The sequence below is a fragment of the Streptomyces sp. NPDC017529 genome (genome assembly GCF_044329785.1).
Taxonomy (GTDB): Bacteria; Actinomycetota; Actinomycetes; order Streptomycetales; family Streptomycetaceae; genus Streptomyces.
In genome coordinates this window covers 211,210-228,760 of sequence record NZ_JBIRJY010000005.1, presented here as the reverse complement: position 1 = coordinate 228,760, position 17,551 = coordinate 211,210, and the positions used below count along the sequence as shown (strand labels likewise).

19 protein-coding genes and 1 riboswitch are annotated in these 17,551 nt (G+C 73.3%); of the genes, 13 read left to right on the top strand and 6 right to left on the bottom strand.

Annotated features, from left to right (window positions below; genetic code table 11):
* Nucleotides 1–21: 21 nt before the first annotated feature.
* A complete protein-coding gene (locus ACH4K4_RS14830; protein WP_398167502.1) occupies nucleotides 22–1,026 on the bottom strand; it encodes a YdcF family protein in 1,005 nt (334 codons plus the stop codon).
* Between the two features lie 22 nt (nucleotides 1,027–1,048).
* Nucleotides 1,049–1,219 (bottom strand): hypothetical protein, encoded by a 171-nt coding sequence (locus ACH4K4_RS14825; RefSeq protein ID WP_398167500.1) that lies wholly within the window; start codon nucleotides 1,217–1,219, stop codon nucleotides 1,049–1,051.
* A gap of 222 nt (nucleotides 1,220–1,441) precedes the next feature.
* On the opposite strand from ACH4K4_RS14825, the gene ACH4K4_RS14820 reads away from it, so the two are divergent.
* Nucleotides 1,442–2,239: a carbon-nitrogen hydrolase family protein gene (locus ACH4K4_RS14820; protein ID WP_398167498.1), complete on the top strand. Its 798-nt coding sequence runs from the start codon at nucleotides 1,442–1,444 to the stop codon at nucleotides 2,237–2,239.
* A gap of 111 nt (nucleotides 2,240–2,350) precedes the next feature.
* Nucleotides 2,351–4,036, top strand: coding sequence for a flavin monoamine oxidase family protein (locus ACH4K4_RS14815; protein WP_398167497.1), 1,686 nt, complete (start codon nucleotides 2,351–2,353; stop codon nucleotides 4,034–4,036).
* A gap of 53 nt (nucleotides 4,037–4,089) precedes the next feature.
* Here the strand turns inward: ACH4K4_RS14815 and ACH4K4_RS14810 are convergent, their stop codons facing one another.
* Nucleotides 4,090–4,788, bottom strand: coding sequence for a DUF5995 family protein (locus tag ACH4K4_RS14810; protein WP_398167496.1), 699 nt, complete (start codon nucleotides 4,786–4,788; stop codon nucleotides 4,090–4,092).
* A 218-nt stretch (nucleotides 4,789–5,006) separates the two neighbouring features.
* Between ACH4K4_RS14810 and ACH4K4_RS14805 the strand changes: the two genes are divergently transcribed.
* Nucleotides 5,007–5,459 carry a phospholipase gene (locus tag ACH4K4_RS14805; protein ID WP_398167494.1) on the top strand — a complete coding sequence of 151 codons (453 nt, stop codon included), beginning with the start codon at nucleotides 5,007–5,009 and terminating at the stop codon, nucleotides 5,457–5,459.
* A 10-nt stretch (nucleotides 5,460–5,469) separates the two neighbouring features.
* On the opposite strand, the gene ACH4K4_RS14800 is transcribed toward ACH4K4_RS14805, so the two are convergent.
* Nucleotides 5,470–6,888, bottom strand: a complete 1,419-nt coding sequence (locus ACH4K4_RS14800; protein WP_398167493.1) for a uracil-xanthine permease family protein — start codon at nucleotides 6,886–6,888, stop codon at nucleotides 5,470–5,472.
* A 215-nt stretch (nucleotides 6,889–7,103) separates the two neighbouring features.
* Here ACH4K4_RS14800 and ACH4K4_RS14795 point away from each other — a divergent pair, with 215 nt between their 5' ends.
* Nucleotides 7,104–7,574: an acyl-CoA thioesterase gene (locus ACH4K4_RS14795; protein ID WP_398167492.1), complete on the top strand. Its 471-nt coding sequence runs from the start codon at nucleotides 7,104–7,106 to the stop codon at nucleotides 7,572–7,574.
* A gap of 25 nt (nucleotides 7,575–7,599) precedes the next feature.
* On the opposite strand, the gene ACH4K4_RS14790 is transcribed toward ACH4K4_RS14795, so the two are convergent.
* Nucleotides 7,600–8,856 carry an MFS transporter gene (locus tag ACH4K4_RS14790; protein WP_398167491.1) on the bottom strand — a complete coding sequence of 419 codons (1,257 nt, stop codon included), beginning with the start codon at nucleotides 8,854–8,856 and terminating at the stop codon, nucleotides 7,600–7,602.
* A gap of 95 nt (nucleotides 8,857–8,951) precedes the next feature.
* Here ACH4K4_RS14790 and ACH4K4_RS14785 point away from each other — a divergent pair, with 95 nt between their 5' ends.
* Complete coding sequence (locus ACH4K4_RS14785; protein WP_398167490.1) at nucleotides 8,952–10,217, top strand: ROK family transcriptional regulator; 1,266 nt, start codon at nucleotides 8,952–8,954, stop codon at nucleotides 10,215–10,217.
* Between the two features lie 4 nt (nucleotides 10,218–10,221).
* Here the strand turns inward: ACH4K4_RS14785 and ACH4K4_RS14780 are convergent, their stop codons facing one another.
* Complete coding sequence (locus ACH4K4_RS14780; protein WP_398167489.1) at nucleotides 10,222–11,004, bottom strand: SDR family oxidoreductase; 783 nt, start codon at nucleotides 11,002–11,004, stop codon at nucleotides 10,222–10,224.
* Nucleotides 11,005–11,194: 190 nt separating this feature from the next.
* Nucleotides 11,195–11,325: riboswitch (FMN riboswitch) on the top strand.
* Between the two features lie 185 nt (nucleotides 11,326–11,510).
* On the opposite strand from ACH4K4_RS14780, the gene ribD reads away from it, so the two are divergent.
* The 8 genes from ribD to ACH4K4_RS14740 all read left to right on the top strand — a co-directional run bounded on the left by ribD (nucleotide 11,511) and on the right by ACH4K4_RS14740 (nucleotide 17,546).
* Nucleotides 11,511–12,605, top strand: coding sequence for a bifunctional diaminohydroxyphosphoribosylaminopyrimidine deaminase/5-amino-6-(5-phosphoribosylamino)uracil reductase RibD (gene ribD, locus ACH4K4_RS14775; RefSeq protein WP_398168005.1), 1,095 nt, complete (start codon nucleotides 11,511–11,513; stop codon nucleotides 12,603–12,605).
* A 1-nt stretch (nucleotide 12,606) separates the two neighbouring features.
* Complete coding sequence (locus tag ACH4K4_RS14770; RefSeq protein WP_398167488.1) at nucleotides 12,607–13,242, top strand: riboflavin synthase; 636 nt, start codon at nucleotides 12,607–12,609, stop codon at nucleotides 13,240–13,242.
* Nucleotides 13,239–13,892, top strand: coding sequence for a nicotinamide riboside transporter PnuC (locus ACH4K4_RS14765; RefSeq protein ID WP_398167487.1), 654 nt, complete (start codon nucleotides 13,239–13,241; stop codon nucleotides 13,890–13,892). The genes ACH4K4_RS14770 and ACH4K4_RS14765 overlap by 4 nt, the downstream gene beginning before the upstream one ends.
* Entirely contained in the window at nucleotides 13,889–15,190 is a 1,302-nt protein-coding gene (locus tag ACH4K4_RS14760; protein ID WP_398167486.1) for a bifunctional 3,4-dihydroxy-2-butanone-4-phosphate synthase/GTP cyclohydrolase II, read from the top strand. Before ACH4K4_RS14765 ends, ACH4K4_RS14760 begins: the two co-directional genes overlap by 4 nt.
* An 86-nt stretch (nucleotides 15,191–15,276) precedes the next feature.
* Nucleotides 15,277–15,762, top strand: a complete 486-nt coding sequence (gene ribH / locus ACH4K4_RS14755; protein WP_398167485.1) for a 6,7-dimethyl-8-ribityllumazine synthase — start codon at nucleotides 15,277–15,279, stop codon at nucleotides 15,760–15,762.
* Nucleotides 15,763–15,797: 35 nt separating this feature from the next.
* Entirely contained in the window at nucleotides 15,798–16,070 is a 273-nt protein-coding gene (locus ACH4K4_RS14750) for a phosphoribosyl-ATP diphosphatase (RefSeq protein ID WP_365848390.1), read from the top strand.
* Between the two features lie 77 nt (nucleotides 16,071–16,147).
* Nucleotides 16,148–16,996, top strand: a complete 849-nt coding sequence (gene hisG / locus ACH4K4_RS14745; RefSeq protein WP_398167484.1) for an ATP phosphoribosyltransferase — start codon at nucleotides 16,148–16,150, stop codon at nucleotides 16,994–16,996.
* An 85-nt stretch (nucleotides 16,997–17,081) separates the two neighbouring features.
* On the top strand, nucleotides 17,082–17,546 hold the full coding sequence (locus tag ACH4K4_RS14740) for a PH domain-containing protein (protein ID WP_398167483.1): 465 nt from the start codon (nucleotides 17,082–17,084) through the stop codon (nucleotides 17,544–17,546).
* Nucleotides 17,547–17,551: the final 5 nt, after the last annotated feature.

Below are 17,551 nucleotides of genomic sequence, written 5' to 3'. Positions count from 1 at the left end.
CCTGCGGCCCGGCCGCGTCCGTCAGACGCTCCACCAGGCCAGCCCTCCGCACAGGAGGAGCAGGGCGCAGATGCCGAGGTTGACCGCCTTGTAGGAGAGGAAGACCGCGGCGAACTCGCGGATGGTGGCGCTGGGCCAGAAGTAGGCGGCGGTGGGGGCGCCGACCACCTGGCCGTTGACACCGGCCCGGCGGGCCAGGAGGGCGGCGCGCAGGACGTGGTAGTTGTTGGTCACGATGACGCAGCGGTAGCCCGGTACCGACGCCTCCATGATCTGCTTGCTGAACGCCAGGTTCTCCTCCGTCGTCCGGGACTTCTCCTCGCACAGGACGTGCTCCGCGGGGAAACCGCGCTCGACGAGGTAGGCGGCCATCGCCCGGGACTCGGGGAGCTGCTCGTCGGGGCCCTGGCCGCCGGAGGCGAGCAGCACCGGCGGGCGGCCGCGCCGCGCCTGGCGCTCGTACACCGCGCGTCCCCGCTCCAGCCGGCCGGCGAGCAGCGGCGGTACGCGCGTACCGCCGATCAGCCCGGAGCCGAGCACCACCACGAAGTCCGCGTTGCGGCGCACCCGCAGCCGCCCGTACAGGAACGCGTAGCCGACGAAGCACAGGAAGAGGAAGGCGACGTAGCTGACGACGAGCAGCGTCGTGCCGGCGACGACGAGCAGGCCGCGCGACCCGGCGCTCACGGCGGTGATCAGCAGCGCGACGACGCCGAAGATCCCCAGCCCGGCCAGCAGCGACAGCAGGTTCGCCAGGCTCCGGCCCTCCTTGCGGAGCATCGTGACGCCGTTGAGGATCAGGAAGACCCCCAGGACGAGGGTGCCCAGCGCGGGCAGCAGGAGGACCAGCACGGTCACCACGTCCGCCGCCACCGACGGGGACCGCTGGAGCTGTAGCAGCATGGCCGGCACGAGGAAGAAGACGGTGAGGCCCAGGTATACGGCGTTGCTGAAGCGGCGCCGGTCGCGCAGCACACCGAGGAGGAAGAGGGCGAAGAAGAGAGCCGGTAGGGCATACGCGAGCATGCGCACATCGTAGGCGGGCCGATCATATGCCCGGCGCCGCCTGCCTTTTGGCCCCACCGGCCACGTCGTCCGGCCGCTCCCACGGGACGACCGTGCAGCCGTAGCCGAGCCGGTCGTTGCGGCCCCGGTCGTGCACCCCGGTCAGCCGCGGGTCCTCGGCGCCCCGGCCGGCGGCGCTCGTCCCGTCGGCCATCGCTTTTCAAGGGCCCGCGCCACGTGCCGGAACGCGCGGCGCAACGAATCGCCGTACCGGCCGTACAACACGCAACGAATGTTCCATCGGCGCGCAATGGTGGTGCCTTGTACGGGGGGATCGGCGAACCGTACCGTCTAGGCGTCCGACTGATCCGGGCCGCCGCGGCGCCGAAGCGCCCGCCCGTCCGCCCGGCCGTCCGCACGTCTCCCGAGGGGTTCCATGTCGTCGTTGCGCACCGCCCTGCTCCAAAGTTCGGGACGGCCCGGCGACGTCGCGTACAACCTGAAGGCCGTCGAGGACTCGGCGCGCGAGGCGGCGGCGGGCGGTGCCGGGCTGCTGGTCTGCCCGGAGCTGTTCCTGACCGGCTACGCCATCGGCGAGGACCTGCACCGGCTCGCCGAGCCCGCCGACGGCCCGGCCGCCCGGACGATCGCCCGAATAGCCGCCGAGCACGGCATCGCGGTGCTCTACGGCTACCCCGAGCGCGACGGCGCGGAGGTCTACAACGCGGCCCAGCTGATCGGCCCCGGGGGGCGTAGACTGGTGAATTACCGCAAAACGCACCTTTTTGGCTGCTTCGAACGCGACTGGTTCACCCCGGGGGACGTCCCGGTCGTCCAGGCCGAGCTGGATGGTCTGCGGATCGGCCTGATGATCTGCTACGACGTGGAGTTCCCCGAGAACGTCCGCGCCCACGCGCTCGCCGGGACCGACCTGCTGCTGGTGCCCACCGCCCAGCTGCACCCCTTCCAGTTCGTCGCCGAGTCGCTCGTACCGGTACGGGCCTTCGAGAGCCAGCTCTACATCGCCTACGTCAACCGGGTCGGCCCGGAAGGCGAGTTCGAGTTCGTCGGCCTGAGCTGTCTGGCGGGTCCCGACGGCACCGTACGCGCCCGCGCCGGACGCGGCGAGGAGCTGGTGTTCGCCGACGTCGACGCGGGCCTGCTCCAGCGGTCGCGCGAGGACAACCCGTACCTCGCCGACCGGCGCCGCGGACTCTACGGCTCGCTCACCTGACCCCGGCACCGGCCTGAACCACCCCCACAGCGGCGCCACCGCGCCGCTCGCACGCCTGCCCGCGCGCCCCCACACCCCCCTCATGTACCTGCCTGCAAGGAGCCCGAACCGATGACCGTGCCCACCGCCGCCCACCACGCGGACGCCCAGCCGCCCATCACCATGTTCGGACCGGACTTCCCGTACGCGTACGACGACTTCCTCGCCCACCCGGCGGGCCTCGGCCAGGTGCCGGCGACCGAGCACGGCAAGGAGGTCGCCGTCATCGGCGGCGGCCTGTCCGGCATCGTCACCGCCTACGAGCTGATGAAGATGGGCCTCAAGCCCGTCGTCTACGAGGCGGACCAGATAGGCGGCCGGCTGCGCACCGTCGGCTTCGAGGGCTGCGACCCGGGGCTGACCGCGGAGATGGGCGCCATGCGCTTCCCGCCGTCCTCCACCGCCCTCCAGCACTACATCGACCTGGTGGGCCTGAAGACGAAGCCCTTCCCCAACCCGCTCGCGCCGGACACCCCCTCGACCGTCGTCGACCTCAAGGGCGAGTCGCACTACGCGCGCACCGTCGAGGACCTGCCCGAGGTCTACACCCAGGTCATGGAGGCCTGGAACGCCTGCCTGGAGGAGGGCGCGGACTTCTCCGACATGAACCGCGCCATCCGCGAGCGCGACGTGCCGCGCATCCGCGAGATCTGGGCGCGGCTGGTGGAGAAGCTGGACAACCAGACCTTCTACGGCTACCTCTGCGACTCCACCGCCTTCAAGTCCTTCCGGCACCGGGAGATCTTCGGCCAGGTCGGCTTCGGCACCGGCGGCTGGGACACCGACTTCCCCAACTCCATCCTGGAGATCCTGCGCGTCGTCTACACCGAGGCCGACGACCACCACCGCGGCATCGTCGGCGGCAGCCAGCAGCTGCCGCTGCGCCTGTGGGAGCGCGAGCCGGAGAAGATCGTCCACTGGGCGCCGGGCACCTCGCTGTCCTCGCTGCACGACGGCACGCCGCGCCCGGCGGTCACCCGGATGGACCGCACGGCGGGCAACCGCGTCACCGTCACCGACGCGAGCGGCGACATCCGCACGTACGAGGCGGCCGTGTTCACCGCGCAGTCCTGGATGCTGCTCTCCAAGATCGCCTGTGACGACGCGCTGTTCCCCATCGACCACTGGACGGCGATGGAGCGCACCCACTACATGGAGTCCTCCAAGCTGTTCGTCCCGGTCGACCGGCCGTTCTGGCTGGACAAGGACGAGGAGACCGGCCGGGACGTGATGAGCATGACGCTCACCGACCGGATGACCCGCGGCACCTACCTGCTGGACGACGGCCCCGACAAGCCGGCCGTCATCTGCCTCTCCTACACCTGGTGCGACGACAGCCTCAAGTGGCTGCCGCTGAACGCCAACGACCGCATGGAGGTCATGCTCAAGTCGCTCTCGGAGATCTATCCGAAGGTCGACATCAGGAAGCACATCATCGGCAACCCGGTGACCGTCTCCTGGGAGAACGAGCCGTACTTCATGGGCGCGTTCAAGGCCAACCTGCCGGGCCACTACCGCTACCAGCGGCGGCTGTTCACCCACTTCATGCAGGACCGGCTGCCCGAGGACAAGCGCGGCGTCTTCCTGGCCGGCGACGACATCTCCTGGACGGCCGGCTGGGCCGAGGGCGCCGTGCAGACCGCGCTGAACGCGGTGTGGGGCGTGATGACGCACTTCGGCGGCAGCACCGACGGGACCAACCCCGGCCCCGGCGACGTGTACGACGAGATCGCGCCGGTCGAGCTGCCGGAGGACTGAGAGCGGCGGCGGACGCGGAGGGGCCGCGTACGGCAGTCGTACGCGGCCCTTCGTCAGCCCAGCGGCGTCAGCAGGCAGCGGCCCACCAGGCCCACGCCCGAACCGAGCCGCTCGGCGAACTCCTGCGCCGTCTCGGGCAGGCCGCGCAGGCCCCACAGCCCCCGCGCCGCCGCCCACGCGCCGTCCCTGGCCATCTCCAGGCTCCAGGAACCGGCGAGGTGGGTGAGCGGATCGGCGATGTCCAGCAGGTCGGGCCCCGGCATCAGGCTCTCCCGGATGCGCTCCTCCATCCCGGCCAGGAGGTCGCCGACGCGCTCGAAGTCCGCTGCCAGGGCGGCCGGTTCGCACTCCAGGGCCCGGCAGGTGTCCACGACGGCCAGCGCCAGGTCGTGCCCGATGTGGGCGTTGATCCCCGCCAGCGCGAACTGCAGCGGCCGGACGCCCGGGTGGCGGCGCAGCTGGAACAGCGGGCGCCAGCAGGCCGGTACGGTCAGGCCGGCGCCGGCGGCGTCCACCGCGGCGAGGTAGCGCCGGGCGAACACCGCGTCCAGCTCGCCCGCGGCCGCCGGGTCCTGGAAGCCGCCCGCGCCGAGCCGCCGTACGACCTCCTCGGTGACCGAGAGGTACACCCGGTTGAACACCGCGATGCCGTCGGAGGGCGGGAGCGTGGCCTCCAGCGCGCGCAGCCGCGCCAGGACCGCGGCCACGGGAGCCGGCACCGCGGCGGCCGTGACGTGCCGAGTCGTCGTCATGGGCACAGCGTGACAGCCGGGCGCCCGCCGCAGCGCCGTCCGGCGGGCGGATGACCGGATCGGGGTAATTCCCGGCGCGCCCCTTGTCCGGGCGTACTCCCACCGGCGATCACTGTTCAACCGGAACTCCGCCGCCGGTCGCCCGGAGTGGCTATTTTCAGCCTTCGACGAAACGGCCCGTCCTGCCGAAGAGGCCGCTCCGCACCGGAGGTTGACGCATGCCCCGAAGACTTGCCGCCGCCCTGTCCGCCTCGGCCGTGGCCGTGACCGCGCTGTCGGCGGGCGCCGCTCCGGCGCAGGCCGCGCCCGCCGACAGGTCCCGGGTGCTGGCCGGCTGGACGCAGACCTCCGCGAGCAGCTACGGCAGCTGGCTCGCGGCCCGTGCCGACCAGGCGAAATGGGCGGCGTACGGATTCGACTGGACCACCGACCACTGCTCCAAGTCGCCCGACAACCCGTTCGGCTTTCCCTTCGGGACCTCCTGCGCGCGCCACGACTTCGGCTACCGCAACTACAAGAAGGCCGGGACGTTCGACACGAACAAGCCGCGGCTGGACAGCGCACTGTACGAGGACCTCAAGCGGGTCTGCGGGAAGTACACCGGCGCGAAGAAGACCTCGTGCGCCGCGCTCGCGTGGACCTACTACGAGGCGGTCAGGAAGCTGGGCTGAGGCGCGCGGGTCACGCCTTCGGCTCCTGCCCGCCCGGCCGTTCCGGGTGCTCCGGCGCGTCCGCGTCGTACGCGCTGGTGCCCTCGTCCAGCAGCGGTCCCTGCTGCTTCAGGTGCGCGGGCGCCAGCGCGCGCAGCACGTGGTAGCCGGAGAGCACCACGATCGTGCCGAGCGCGATGCCGCCCAGCTCGAAGTTCTCGCTGATCTTCAGGCTGACGCCGCCGATGCCGATGATGACGCCCGCGGCCACCGGCACCAGGTTCAGCGGATTGCGCAGGTCCACCTTGTTGTGCACCCAGATCTGCGCGCCGAGCAGGCCGATCATGCCGTACAGGATGACGGTGATGCCGCCCAGCACGCCGCCGGGGATCGCGGCCACCACCGCGCCGAACTTCGGGCACAGGCCGAAGAGCAGCGCGAAACCGGCCGCCGCCCAGTAGGCCGCGGTGGAGTAGACGCGGGTCGCCGCCATCACGCCGATGTTCTCGGAGTACGTGGTGTTGGGCGGGCCGCCGAGCGCGGTGGAGAGCACCGAGCCGACGCCGTCGGCGGAGATCGCGGTGCCCAGCTTGTCGTCGAGCGGGTCGCCGGTCATCTCGCCGACCGCCTTGACGTGCCCGGCGTTCTCGGCGACCAGCGCGATCACCACGGGCAGCGCGACCAGGATCGCGGACCACTGGAAGGCGGGCGCGTGGAAGGACGGCAGGCCGATCCACTCGGCCTTGCCGACGGCCGACAGGTCCAGGCGCCAGTGGTCGGTGACCTGCCCGGCGCCGTTGGCCGAGTGGATCTTGCCGAAGACCAGGTCGAGGACCCAGGAGATGCCGTACCCGAAGACCAGCCCGAGGAAGATCGCGATCCGGGACCAGAAACCGCGCAGGCAGACCACGGCCAGCCCGGTGAAGAGCATGGTCAGCAGCGCCACCCACTGGTCCTGCGGCCAGTACGTGCTCGCCGTCACCGGCGCCAGGTTGAAGCCGATGAGCATGACGACCGCGCCGGTGACCACCGGCGGCATCGCCGCGTGGATGATCCGCGCGCCGAACCGCTGGACGGCGACGCCGACCAGGAAGAGCGCGACGCCGACGACGAGGACCGCGCCGGTCACGGTGGCGCTGGTGCCGCCCTGCGCGCGGATCACGGCGGCGACACCGACGAAGGAGAGCGAGCAGCCGAGGTAGGACGGCACCCGGCCGCGGGTCGCCAGCAGGAAGATGACGGTCGAGACGCCCGACATCATGATGGCGAGGTTCGGGTCCAGGCCCATGAGGACCGGGGCGACGAAACTCGCGCCGAACATGGCCACCACGTGCTGCGCGCCGAGGCCGGCGGTGCGCGGCCAGGACAGCCGTTCGTCCGGTCTGACGACGGCTCCGGGGGCGGGGGTGCGCCCGTCGCCGTGCACGGTCCAGCGCACACCGAGGCCCATGAGTGCTCCACTTCTTCGCGTACGTCGCAGGGGGTCGGCCGGACTGAGGATTCCGGCCGGGACATGTTAAGTCGGCATAAGGCCGTCCGCGGCGCGCGGACGGCCTGTGGCACGGTGCCGCGCGCCCCCGCGGCCGGAGCATTCTAAGCAGCCGCTTACGATGGCTGGATTCATTCCTTGAACAGTCAACAGCACAGAACCAGGAGCACCAACCCGTGAGCGTCGAAGCCCTTGAGGCCGCCCCCGCCGTCCCCTACGGACAGCTGGTCCCCGTCACCGTGCACTTCGACGACCTCGACGCACTCGGCATGCTGCACAACTCGCGCTACCCGCTGCTGGCCGAGCGCGCCTGGGCCGAGTTCTGGCACGGCCGCGGCTTCGGCTTCGACGGCGACTGGGCGGCGGCCGGCGACATGTGCAACGTCATCAAGGAGATGAAGGTCTCCTACGAGCAGCCGGTCACCCGGCCCGGGTACTACGCCGCCCACCTGTGGGTCGAGAAGCTGGGCCGCACCTCCCTGACGTACGGCTTCCGGATCTGCTCCGCCGACGGCGAGCAGACCTACGCGCGCGGCCACCGCGTGCTGGTGCGCGTCGACCCGCGGGCGCTGCGGCCCGCGCCCTGGTCCGACCAGGCCCGTGAGATAGCGGCCGAGCTGCTGCGCCCGGAGGCGCGGTCCGCCTGAGCGGTCCGCTCGCGGGCGCCCGGGTTCAGGAGCGCTCCAGGCCGGCGGCCGGTACGCAGTCGCGCCCGGTGGCGCCGCGGCCCGGCACCCGCAGCACCCCGGCGCCCAGGACCAGTCCGCAGGCCAGCACCGTCACCAGGACGAACGAGCCGGTCAGCGAGGTGGCCTGGGCGATCGAGCCGATGGCGGACGGGGCGATCAGCCCCGAGGTGTACGTGATGGTGGCGACGCCCGCGATGGCCTGGCTGGGCGCCGGGCCGCTGCGCCCCGCCGCCGCGAACGCCAGCGGCACCACCACGGCGATGCCCAGCCCGATCAGCGCGAACCCCGCCAGCGCCATGGCCGGATGCCGGGCCGACACGATCAGGACGCCGCCGGCCGTCGCCAGCAGCCCGCTCGCCCGCACGGTGCGCACCGGCCCGAAGCGGGCCACCACCCGGTCGCCCGCCAGCCGGGCGACCGCCATGGTGCACGAGAAGGCCGTGGTCGAGGCGGCCGCCAGGCCCGCGTCGGTGCCCAGCGCGTCGCGCAGGTAGACCGCCGACCAGTCCAGGCTGGCGCCCTCCGCGAAGACCGCGCAGAACCCGACCGCGCCGATGACCAGCGCGGACTTCGGGGGCAGCGCGAAGCGCGGCGGCGGGTGTTCGCCGGGTGTGCTGCGCAGGTCCAGCACGCCCTGGCAGGCGATGGCGCCCAGGACGGTCGACACCACGGCGGCGACGGCCAGGTGGATCCTGGCGTCGGTGGCGGCGTGCGCGGCCGCGGTGCCGGCCGCCGAGCCGAGCAGGGCGCCCACGCTCCACATGCCGTGCAGGCCCGACATGATCGGCTTGCCGAGCCGGTCCTCGGTCTCCACGCCGAGCGCGTTCATCGCCACGTCCGCCATGCCCGAGGTGGCGCCGTACGCCAGCAGGGCGCCGCACAGCCCGTACAGGTTGGGGGAGAGGGCGGGCAGAGCGAGCGAGAGGGTCCACAGGGCGAGCAGCAGGCGCAGGGCGGTGCGGGCGCCGAGGCGGTGGCTGATCCGGCCGGCCAGCGGCATGGCGAGCGAGGCGCCGATCGCGGGGAAGGCGAGGGCGAGGCCGAGCTGTCCGGCGCCGAGGTGCGCGTGGTCCTGGATCCAGGGGACGCGGGTGGCGAAGCCGCCGGTCACCGAGCCGTGGACGAGGAAGACCGCGGCGACGGACCAGCGGGCGCGGCGCAGCCGGGCCGGGGTGAAGCGGGGTGCGGGAGGTGGTTGCGACGGTGGGGGAGCCGCGTCGGGGACGCCTGTGCCAGCCATGGCGTCAAATTATCAGGAAGCCTGCCTGATAATAAGAGGAGTTGCCGAGCCGTACCGTCGCGACCCCCGGACCAGGGGGCTGGAAGGATCCGGTCATGGAAGAGACGCGCGGAGCCGCCCCCGGCCGTACCGCCGCACCGACCACCGCGCGCGCCACCCCGCGCACCGCCTCACCGAGCACCGCGCGGGCCATCAACGACCGCCTGGCCCTGCAACTCCTCCTGACCCAGGGGCCGCTGACGGCGGGTGAGCTGAAGGCAGGCACGGGGCTGTCCCGGCCGACCGTCGCCGACCTCGTCGAACGCCTGAGGGCCGCCGGGCTGATCGCGGTGGTCGGCGAGTCCGGCGCCCGGCGGCGCGGGCCCAACGCCCGGCTGTACGCGATCGTCGCCGACCGGGCCCACCTCGCCGCGGTGGACCTGCGTACCCACGGCGCCACCGTCGCGGTCGCCGACCTGCTCGGCCGCGTGCTCGCCGAGGCCACCGTCCCGGTGGGCCCCGGCACGGCCCCCGACCGGGCGGCCGCCAACAACGTCGCCGTCCTGGAGAAGCTGCTCGGCGAGGCCGGCGCCGGACGGCCGCACGTCGTCGCCGTCGGCGCCCCGGGCCTGGTCGACCCGGCCACCGGCCGGTTCGGCGGCACCGAATGGGTGCCCGCCTGGCACGCCGCGCTGGTGACGGCGCTCGGCGACCGGCCCGCCGCGCCGGTCCTGCTGGAGAACGAGGTCAACCTCGCCGCCATCGCGGAACAGCGCGACGGCGCGGCGCGGGACCGCGGCACCTACGTCCTGCTCTGGCTCGGCCACGGCACCGGCGCCGCCGTCGTCCTGGACGGCCGGCTGCGCCGCGGCGCCTCGGGCGGCACCGGCGAGATCGGCTTCCTGCCCGTACCGGGCACCGGCGCGCTGCCCACGGCCGCGGGCTGCGACGGCGGCTTCCACTCGCTGGCGGGCTCCGCCGCGGTCTGCGCGCTCGCCGCCGAGCACGGCATCCGCGCGGACACGCCCGGCGCCGCCGGGCCGGACGGCGGCGCCGCGCCCGCCGCCGAGGCGCTGGTGCGCGCCGCCGTCCGCGCGGGCGGTGCCGGCGCCCCCTTCCTCGACGCGCTGGCCGCCCGTGTCGCGATCGGCGCGGCGGCCGTGTGCGCCGTACTGGACCCCGGCTGCGTCGTCCTCGGCGGCGAGACGGGCCGCGCGGGCGGCGACGCGCTGGCCGGGCGGGTCGCCGGGCATCTCGCGCGGATGTCGCCGCTGCGCACCGAGGTACGCGCGGGCGCGGTCGGCGGCCGGGCCGTCCTGCGCGGCGCGGTGCTCGCCGCCATGGACGCCGCGCAGCACGACCTGTTCGGGCCCGCCGCCTGAGCGCCTACCGCGCGGCCGCCGCCTTGCCGCCGCTCCGCTTCGCGAGGAAGTCGGCGTAGCGCGCCGTGCCGTCCGCGTGCCGCGGTGTCACGTTCTCGCCCCGCCGCAGCGCGCCGAACGTCTTGCCCGGCAGCCACAGCGGTACGAGCAACCGCCGCCGCCCGCCGGCGCGCAGCGTCTCCCGTACGAGGTCGCGGGCGGCGAGCACCTCGGGGCCGCCCATGTCCGCCACCCGGCCCGCCGGTTCGCCGGACGCCAGCTCGGCCAGCCGGTCGGCGACCTCGCGCACGTCGACCGGCTGGAGCCGGATTCCGGAGGGCACCGGCACCACGGGCAACCGTGCCCCGGCCTTGACCAGCCGCAGTACCAGGTCGTGGAACTGGGTGGTGCGCAGCACGGTCCAGCCGAGCCCGGACTCCGCGACCAGCCGCTCCACCTCGTGCTTCGTCCGGTAGTAGCCCAGCGGGACGCGGTCCACGCCGACGATGGAGATGTAGACCAGGTGCCGTACCCCGGCCGCCCGCGCCGCCTCGACGAGCTGCCCGGCCGCCTCGGTGTCGCCCTTCGGCGCCGAGGCGCAGTGCACGACCGTGTCGACGCCCGCCACCGCTTCGGCCAGCCCGGTGCCGTCGCGCAGGTCGACCGCGTACGAGGTCAGCCGCGGCCGTTCGGTGCCGGTGTGCGGGCGGCGGCTGAGGGTGCGTACGTCGTGGCCCGCTTCGAGCAGCCGGGGGACCAGGGCCCGGCCGAGCGTGCCCGTGCCGCCGGTCACCAGAATCGTCGTCATCGAGATCAGTCCTCGGGAGTAGGGGATGGAGGCCGTGCGCGCGTGTCCGGCGCGGTGGGTCACCGCCGGGACGGGGCGGCGGCCCGGAGTGTGACAGCGCGGGCGCGTTCTGTGAGGCAGCCCACAGCCCGCCGCCCGCCCGGCCGACGATCAGACGTGGCAGACTGAAGCCGTACTGAAATGACATACGCAGCGCACTCCGGGGTCGGTGAAAGTCCGAACCGGCGGTAATAGTCCGCGACCCGTCCGCCGCCAGCGGCCGGTTGAGCAGGTGGAATTCCTGCACCGACGGTTAAAGTCCGGATGGGAGGCAGTGCGCGGCGGGCGAGCATCGGTACGCCGCCGCCGGCGGTCGTCCTCGCGTTCATGGGGGCGGTCTCTCTTTCCGGCCTCGGTGTGTCGTCGTCCCGTTCCCGTTTTTCCTGTCGTCGTGACAGCCCCGGAGTCCGTGCCCTGAGAGGCAGGAGGACCCGGTGGCCACCCCAGACCCCGCGCGGACCGCGGCGATGCGCCGAGCCATCGAGCTTGCCGCCCGCGGCCTCGGGCACACCAGTCCCAATCCCGTCGTCGGCTGCGTCGTCACGGACGCCCGCGGAAACGTCGTGGGGGAGGGCTGGCACGAGCGGGCCGGCGGCCCGCACGCCGAGGTCAACGCGCTGCGCGCGGCCGGGGACCGGGCCCGCGGCGGCACCGCGTACATCACCCTGGAGCCCTGCAACCACACCGGCCGCACCGGCCCCTGTGCCCAGGCCCTCATCGACGCCGGAATCGCCCGCGTCCACTACGCCGTACCCGACCCGAACCCCGCCGCCACCGGCGGCTCCGCCACCCTGGCCGAGGCCGGGATCGAGGTGGAGGGCGGCCTGCTCGCCGACGAGGCCGCCGCGGGCAACGAGGCATGGCTGACCGCCGTACTGCGCCGCCGCCCCTTCGTCCTGTGGAAGTACGCCGCCACGCTCGACGGCCGGATCGCCGCCGCCGACGGCACCAGCCGCTGGATCACCTCCGCCGAGTCCCGCGCCGACGTCCACCGGCTGCGCGCCCGGGCCGACGCCGTCATCGTCGGCTCCGGCACCGCCCGCGCGGACGACCCGCACCTGGGCGCCCGGCTCGCGGGCCTGGCCGACGCCGAGGTCAGCCAGCCGCTGCGGGTCGTGATCGACACCGGCGCCGCCGTCGTCAAGCCCGGCGCCCGCGTCCTGGACGGCACCGCGCCCACCCTGATCGCGGTCGCCGACGACGCGGACGCCGGCCACCTCGAAGGGCTCGCCCCGATCGTCCGGCTGCCGCGCAGCACCACCGGCACCGGGCTGCACATCCCCGCCCTGCTCAAGGCCCTGTACGAGCGCGATGTGCGCTCCGTGCTCCTGGAAGGCGGCCCGACCCTGGCCGGGTCCTTCCTCGCCGCGCACGCCGTCGACAAGGTCGTCGGCTACCTCGCGCCCGTCCTGCTCGGCGCCGGCCCGGCCGCCCTCGGCGACGCCGGAATCGGCACGATCGCCGAAGCGTTGCGCCTCGATGTGACCGACACCGTCCGGCTCGGCCCCGACCTGCGTATCACCGCCACCCCGACCCGTCACGCCCCGAACGAGGAGAACTGACGTGTTCACCGGAATCGTCGAAGAACTGGGCGAGGTCGCCGCCGTCGAGAACCTCGGCGACAGCTCCCGGTTCACCCTGCGCGGCCCCCTGGTGACCGAGGGCGCCAAGCACGGCGACTCGATCGCCGTCAACGGTGTCTGCCTGACCGTCGTGGACACCCGGGACGGCACGTTCACCGCCGACGTGATGGCCGAAACGCTGCACCGCTCCAGCCTGGGCGCCCTGGCCGCCGGCTCGCGCGTCAACCTGGAACGCCCGATGGCCCTCGGCGGACGCCTCGGCGGCCACCTCGTCCAGGGCCACGTGGACGGCACCGGCACCATCGCCGCGCGCACCCCCGGCGAGAACTGGGAGATCGTCGAGATCACCCTGCCCGCCGGGCTCGCCCGCTACGTCGTGGAGAAGGGCTCCATCACCGTCGACGGCGTCAGCCTCACCGTCGTCGAGGCGGCGGACGACCACTTCACCGTCAGCCTGATCCCCACCACCCTCGGCCTGACCACCCTCGGGATCAAACAGCCCGGCGATCCGGTCAACCTGGAGGTCGACGTGCTCGCGAAGTACGTCGAACGGCTCCTCGGCCAGGGGCAGGGCACGACGACGGCCGCCGCGGCCGTGGAAGAGAGCCTGCGGTGAACGTCCTCGGCTGGCTGAACGGCGAGGCGTTCGCCGTCCTCGGCCAGCACGTCATCTGGTCCGACATGATCGGCAACACCGTCGGCCTGGCCGCCCTGGCCTTCGGCTGGCGCCGCTCCATCTGGACCTGGCCCGCCCAGTTCCTCTCCGGCCTCGTCCTGGTCTCCGCGTACGCCTACGCCCACCTCAGCGGCGGCGTCGGCAAGCAGCTCCTGGTCATCGGCGTGGCGCTGTGGGGCTGGCGGCAGTGGCAGCGCGGCCGGCAGCAGGCGCAGGACGGCTCCATCGCCGTCCGCTTCGCCACCTGGCGCGAGCGCGGCCTGCTCGCCGCCGGCACCGCCGCGGGCACCGTCGCCGTCGGCTCGCTGTTCGCCCTCGTGCCGCAGCTGTCCTGGAACCCCTGGCCCGACGCGTACATCTTCGTCGGCACCCTGGCGGCGATGGTCGCCCAGGCCCGCGGCCTGGTCGAGTTCTGGTTCGCCTGGCTGCTCGTCGACCTCGTCGGCGTCCCCCTCGCCTTCAGCAGCGGCCTGGCCTTCTCCGGCCTGGTCTACGTCGTCTACCTCGGCCTCGTCCTGTGGGGCCTGCGCGACTGGTGGCTGCGCTCCCGCACGAATCCGCAGCCCGTCCTGGAAGGAGCGGCGGCATGACCGCACTGCAGAGCTGGTACGACCCTGAGGAGACCGGGGGCCGCGAGCCCGTCCTGGTCCTGGACCCCGTCGAGCAGGCCATCGCCGACATCGCCGCCGGGCGCCCGGTCGTGGTCGTCGACGACGAGAACCGGGAGAACGAGGGCGACCTCGTCGTCGCCGCCGAACGGGCCACGCCGGAAATCCTCGCCTTCATGATGAGCGAGTGCCGCGGCCTGATCTGCGCCCCCATGGAGGGCGCCGAGCTGGACCGCCTCGCCCTGCCGCAGATGGTCGAGCACAACACCGAGTCGATGCGCACCGCGTTCACCGTCTCCGTCGACGCCACCGCGGCGCACGGCGTCAGCACCGGCATCTCGGCCGCCGACCGCGCCACCACCCTGCGCCTGCTCGCCTCCGGCGAGGCCGCCCCCGGCGACTTCGTGCGCCCGGGGCACGTCTTCCCGCTGCGCGCCCGCGAGGGCGGCGTGCTGGTGCGCAACGGCCACACCGAGGCGGGCGTCGACCTGGCCAGGCTGGCCGGGCTGCGCCCCGCCGCCGCCATCGTCGAGATCGCCGGCGAGGACGGCACGATGCTGCGGCTGCCCGAGCTGGTCCCGTTCGCCCGCAAGCACGGCCTGTCGATCATCTCCATCGAGGACCTGATCGCCTACCGCCTGAGCTCCGAGCCCACCGTGCGGCGCGAGGCGGAGACCCGGCTGCCGACCCGGCACGGCGAGTTCACCGCGTACGGCTACCGCTCCACCGTCGACGGCGTCGAGCACATCGCGCTGGTGGCGGGCGAGATCGGCGACGGCGAGGACGTCCTCGTGCGGGTCCACTCCGAGTGCCTGACCGGCGACATCTTCCACTCGCTGCGCTGCGACTGCGGCCCCCAGCTGGAGGAGTCGCTGCGGCGGGTCTCGGAGGCGGGCCGCGGCGTGGTGATCTACCTGCGCGGCCACGAGGGGCGCGGTATCGGCCTGATGTCCAAGCTGCGCGCCTACGAGCTCCAGGAGCGCGGCCGCGACACCCTGGACGCCAACCTGGAACTGGGCCTGCCCGCCGACGCCCGCGACTACGGCGCCGGCGCCCAGGTGCTGGCCGATCTCGGCGTACGGTCGCTGCGCCTGATGACCAACAACCCGGAGAAGACCGAGGCGCTGGTCCGGCACGGCCTCAAGGTCATCGGCCGGGAGCCGATGCCCGTACAGGCGGGCGAGCACAACCTGCGGTACCTGCGCACCAAGCGGGACCGGATGGGGCACGACCTGCCCTGGCTCGACGCGGAGCGCGCGTCGGCCTGCGGCAACCAGTAAGGACCGGTCGGTACCGGTAGGGCCACGGCCGGCTCCCCGGCCGCCCCACCCCGTACGTACACGAGCACGAGACCCCGAGGAGAACCGTGAGCGGCAAGGGCGCACCCGAACTGACCGTGAAGAACTGTGGCGACCTGCGGGTGGCCGTCATCGCGGCCCAGTGGCACGAGAAGGTGATGGACGGCCTCGTGGACGGCGCCCTGCGCGCCCTGTCCGAACTGGGCATCGACGAGCCGACGCTGCTGCGCGTGCCGGGCAGCTTCGAGCTGCCGGTGGTCGCCAAGGTCCTGGCGGGCCGCGGCTACGACGCGATCGTGGCGCTCGGCGTCGTTATCCGCGGCGGCACCCCGCACTTCGACTACGTGTGCCAGGGCGTCACCCAGGGCCTGACGCAGGTCAGCGTGGACACCGGGGTACCCATCGGGTTCGGCGTGCTGACCTGCGACACCGAGGAGCAGGCCCTGGACCGGGCCGGGATCTTCGGCTCCACCGAGGACAAGGGCCACGAGGCGGTGACCGCGGCCGTCGCCACCGCCGCGACGCTGCGCACCGTCGCCGAGCCCTGGCGCTGAGCGGAGCCGGGCGACCGCGTAGGGTGGGGCACATCATGTCCAAGAAGACGTTCGAGGAGCTCTTCGCCGAGCTCCAGCAGAAGGCCGCCACCGGCGACCCCGCCACCTCCCGCACCGCCGAACTGGTCCAGTCCGGCGTCCATGCGATCGGCAAGAAGGTCGTCGAAGAGGCCGCCGAGGTCTGGATGGCCGCGGAGTACGAGTCCGACGAGGCCGCCGCGGAGGAGATCTCCCAGCTCCTGTACCACCTTCAGGTGATGATGGTCGCCAAGGGCATCTCCCTGGACGACGTGTACGCCCATCTCTGAGCCGTCGCCCGGCCCCCCGTACGACCGCACCACCCCATTTCCCCTCCCCCCTCTCTCGCACAAAGGAAGTCGCTCTCATGCTGCGCATCGCCGTCCCGAACAAGGGTTCACTGTCCGAGCCTGCGTCGGCGATGCTCCATGAGGCCGGCTACCGCCAGCGCAAGGACCGCAGGGAACTGGTCCTGGTCGACGCGGAGAACGAGGTCGAGTTCTTCTTCCTGCGCCCGCGCGACATCGCGGTGTACGTCGGCTCCGGCAAGCTGGACATCGGCATCACCGGCCGCGACCTGCTGCTGGACTCCGGCGCGCAGGCCGAGGAGATCATGCAGCTCGGCTTCGCCGGCTCGACCTTCCGCTACGCCACCCGCCCCGGCACGGCCAAGGAGGTCACCGACTTCGGCGGCATGACGGTCGCCACCTCCTTCTCCGGGCTGGTCACCCAGCACCTCGCCGACAACGGCGTGAACGCCTCCGTCGTCCACCTGGACGGCGCCGTGGAGACCGCCATCCAGCTGGGCGTCGCCGAGATCATCGCCGACGTCGTGGAGACCGGCACCACCCTGCGCAACGCCGGGCTGGAGATCATCGGCGAGCCGATCCTGAAGTCCGAGGCGGTCGTCATCCGCGGCAAGGGCGCCCCCGGGGACGACCCGAAGGTCCGCCAGTTCCTGCGCCGCATGCAGGGCGTCCTGGTCGCCCGGCGCTACGTGATGATGGACTACGACATCCGCGTGGAGCACGTCGAGAAGGCCGTCGCCCTCACCCCGGGCCTGGAGTCGCCGACCGTCTCCCCGCTGCACCACGAGGGCTGGGTCGCGGTCCGCTCGATGGTCCCCTCCAAGGACGCCCAGCGCATCATGGACGAGCTGTACGAGCTGGGCGCCCGCGCCATCCTGACCACCGGCATCCACGCCTGCCGCCTCTGACCCGGCGATCCGGCCGCCGCCGACGGGCGGCGGCCACACCCGCCCCCGGCCCGCGCCGGCGGCCCGTACGAAAGAGCCCAGCGACGTGTCCGCGCCCGCATCCGCGCCCCTGCCCGCCCTCCCGGTGACCTTCCGGCCGGCCCGCACCCGGGCCGTCCTGTACGGCGTCGGCATCGCCCAGCTCGCCGTCCTGACGGTGATCGCCGTGCTGCTGCCGAAGCTGAGCGGCGGCGAGCGGACCAGCTTCGTGTTCACCGGGCTGATCGTGCTCGGCGTGCTCCTGCTGCTCGCCCGCCCCAAGGTGGTCGCCCGCCAGGAGGGCATCACGGTCGTCAACCTGACCACCAAGCGCGAGCTGGCCTGGGCCCAGGTGCTGCGCGTCAACCTCCGCCAGGGCGACCCGTGGGTCCACCTCGACCTCGCGGACGGCACCAGCCTCCCGGCGATGGGCATCCAGCCCGGCATCGCCCGCGACCAGGCCATCCGGGACGCCCGCACCCTGCATGCCCTCGCCGAGGAGCACGGCTCCGGCGGCCACTCGGACCGCTGAGAACC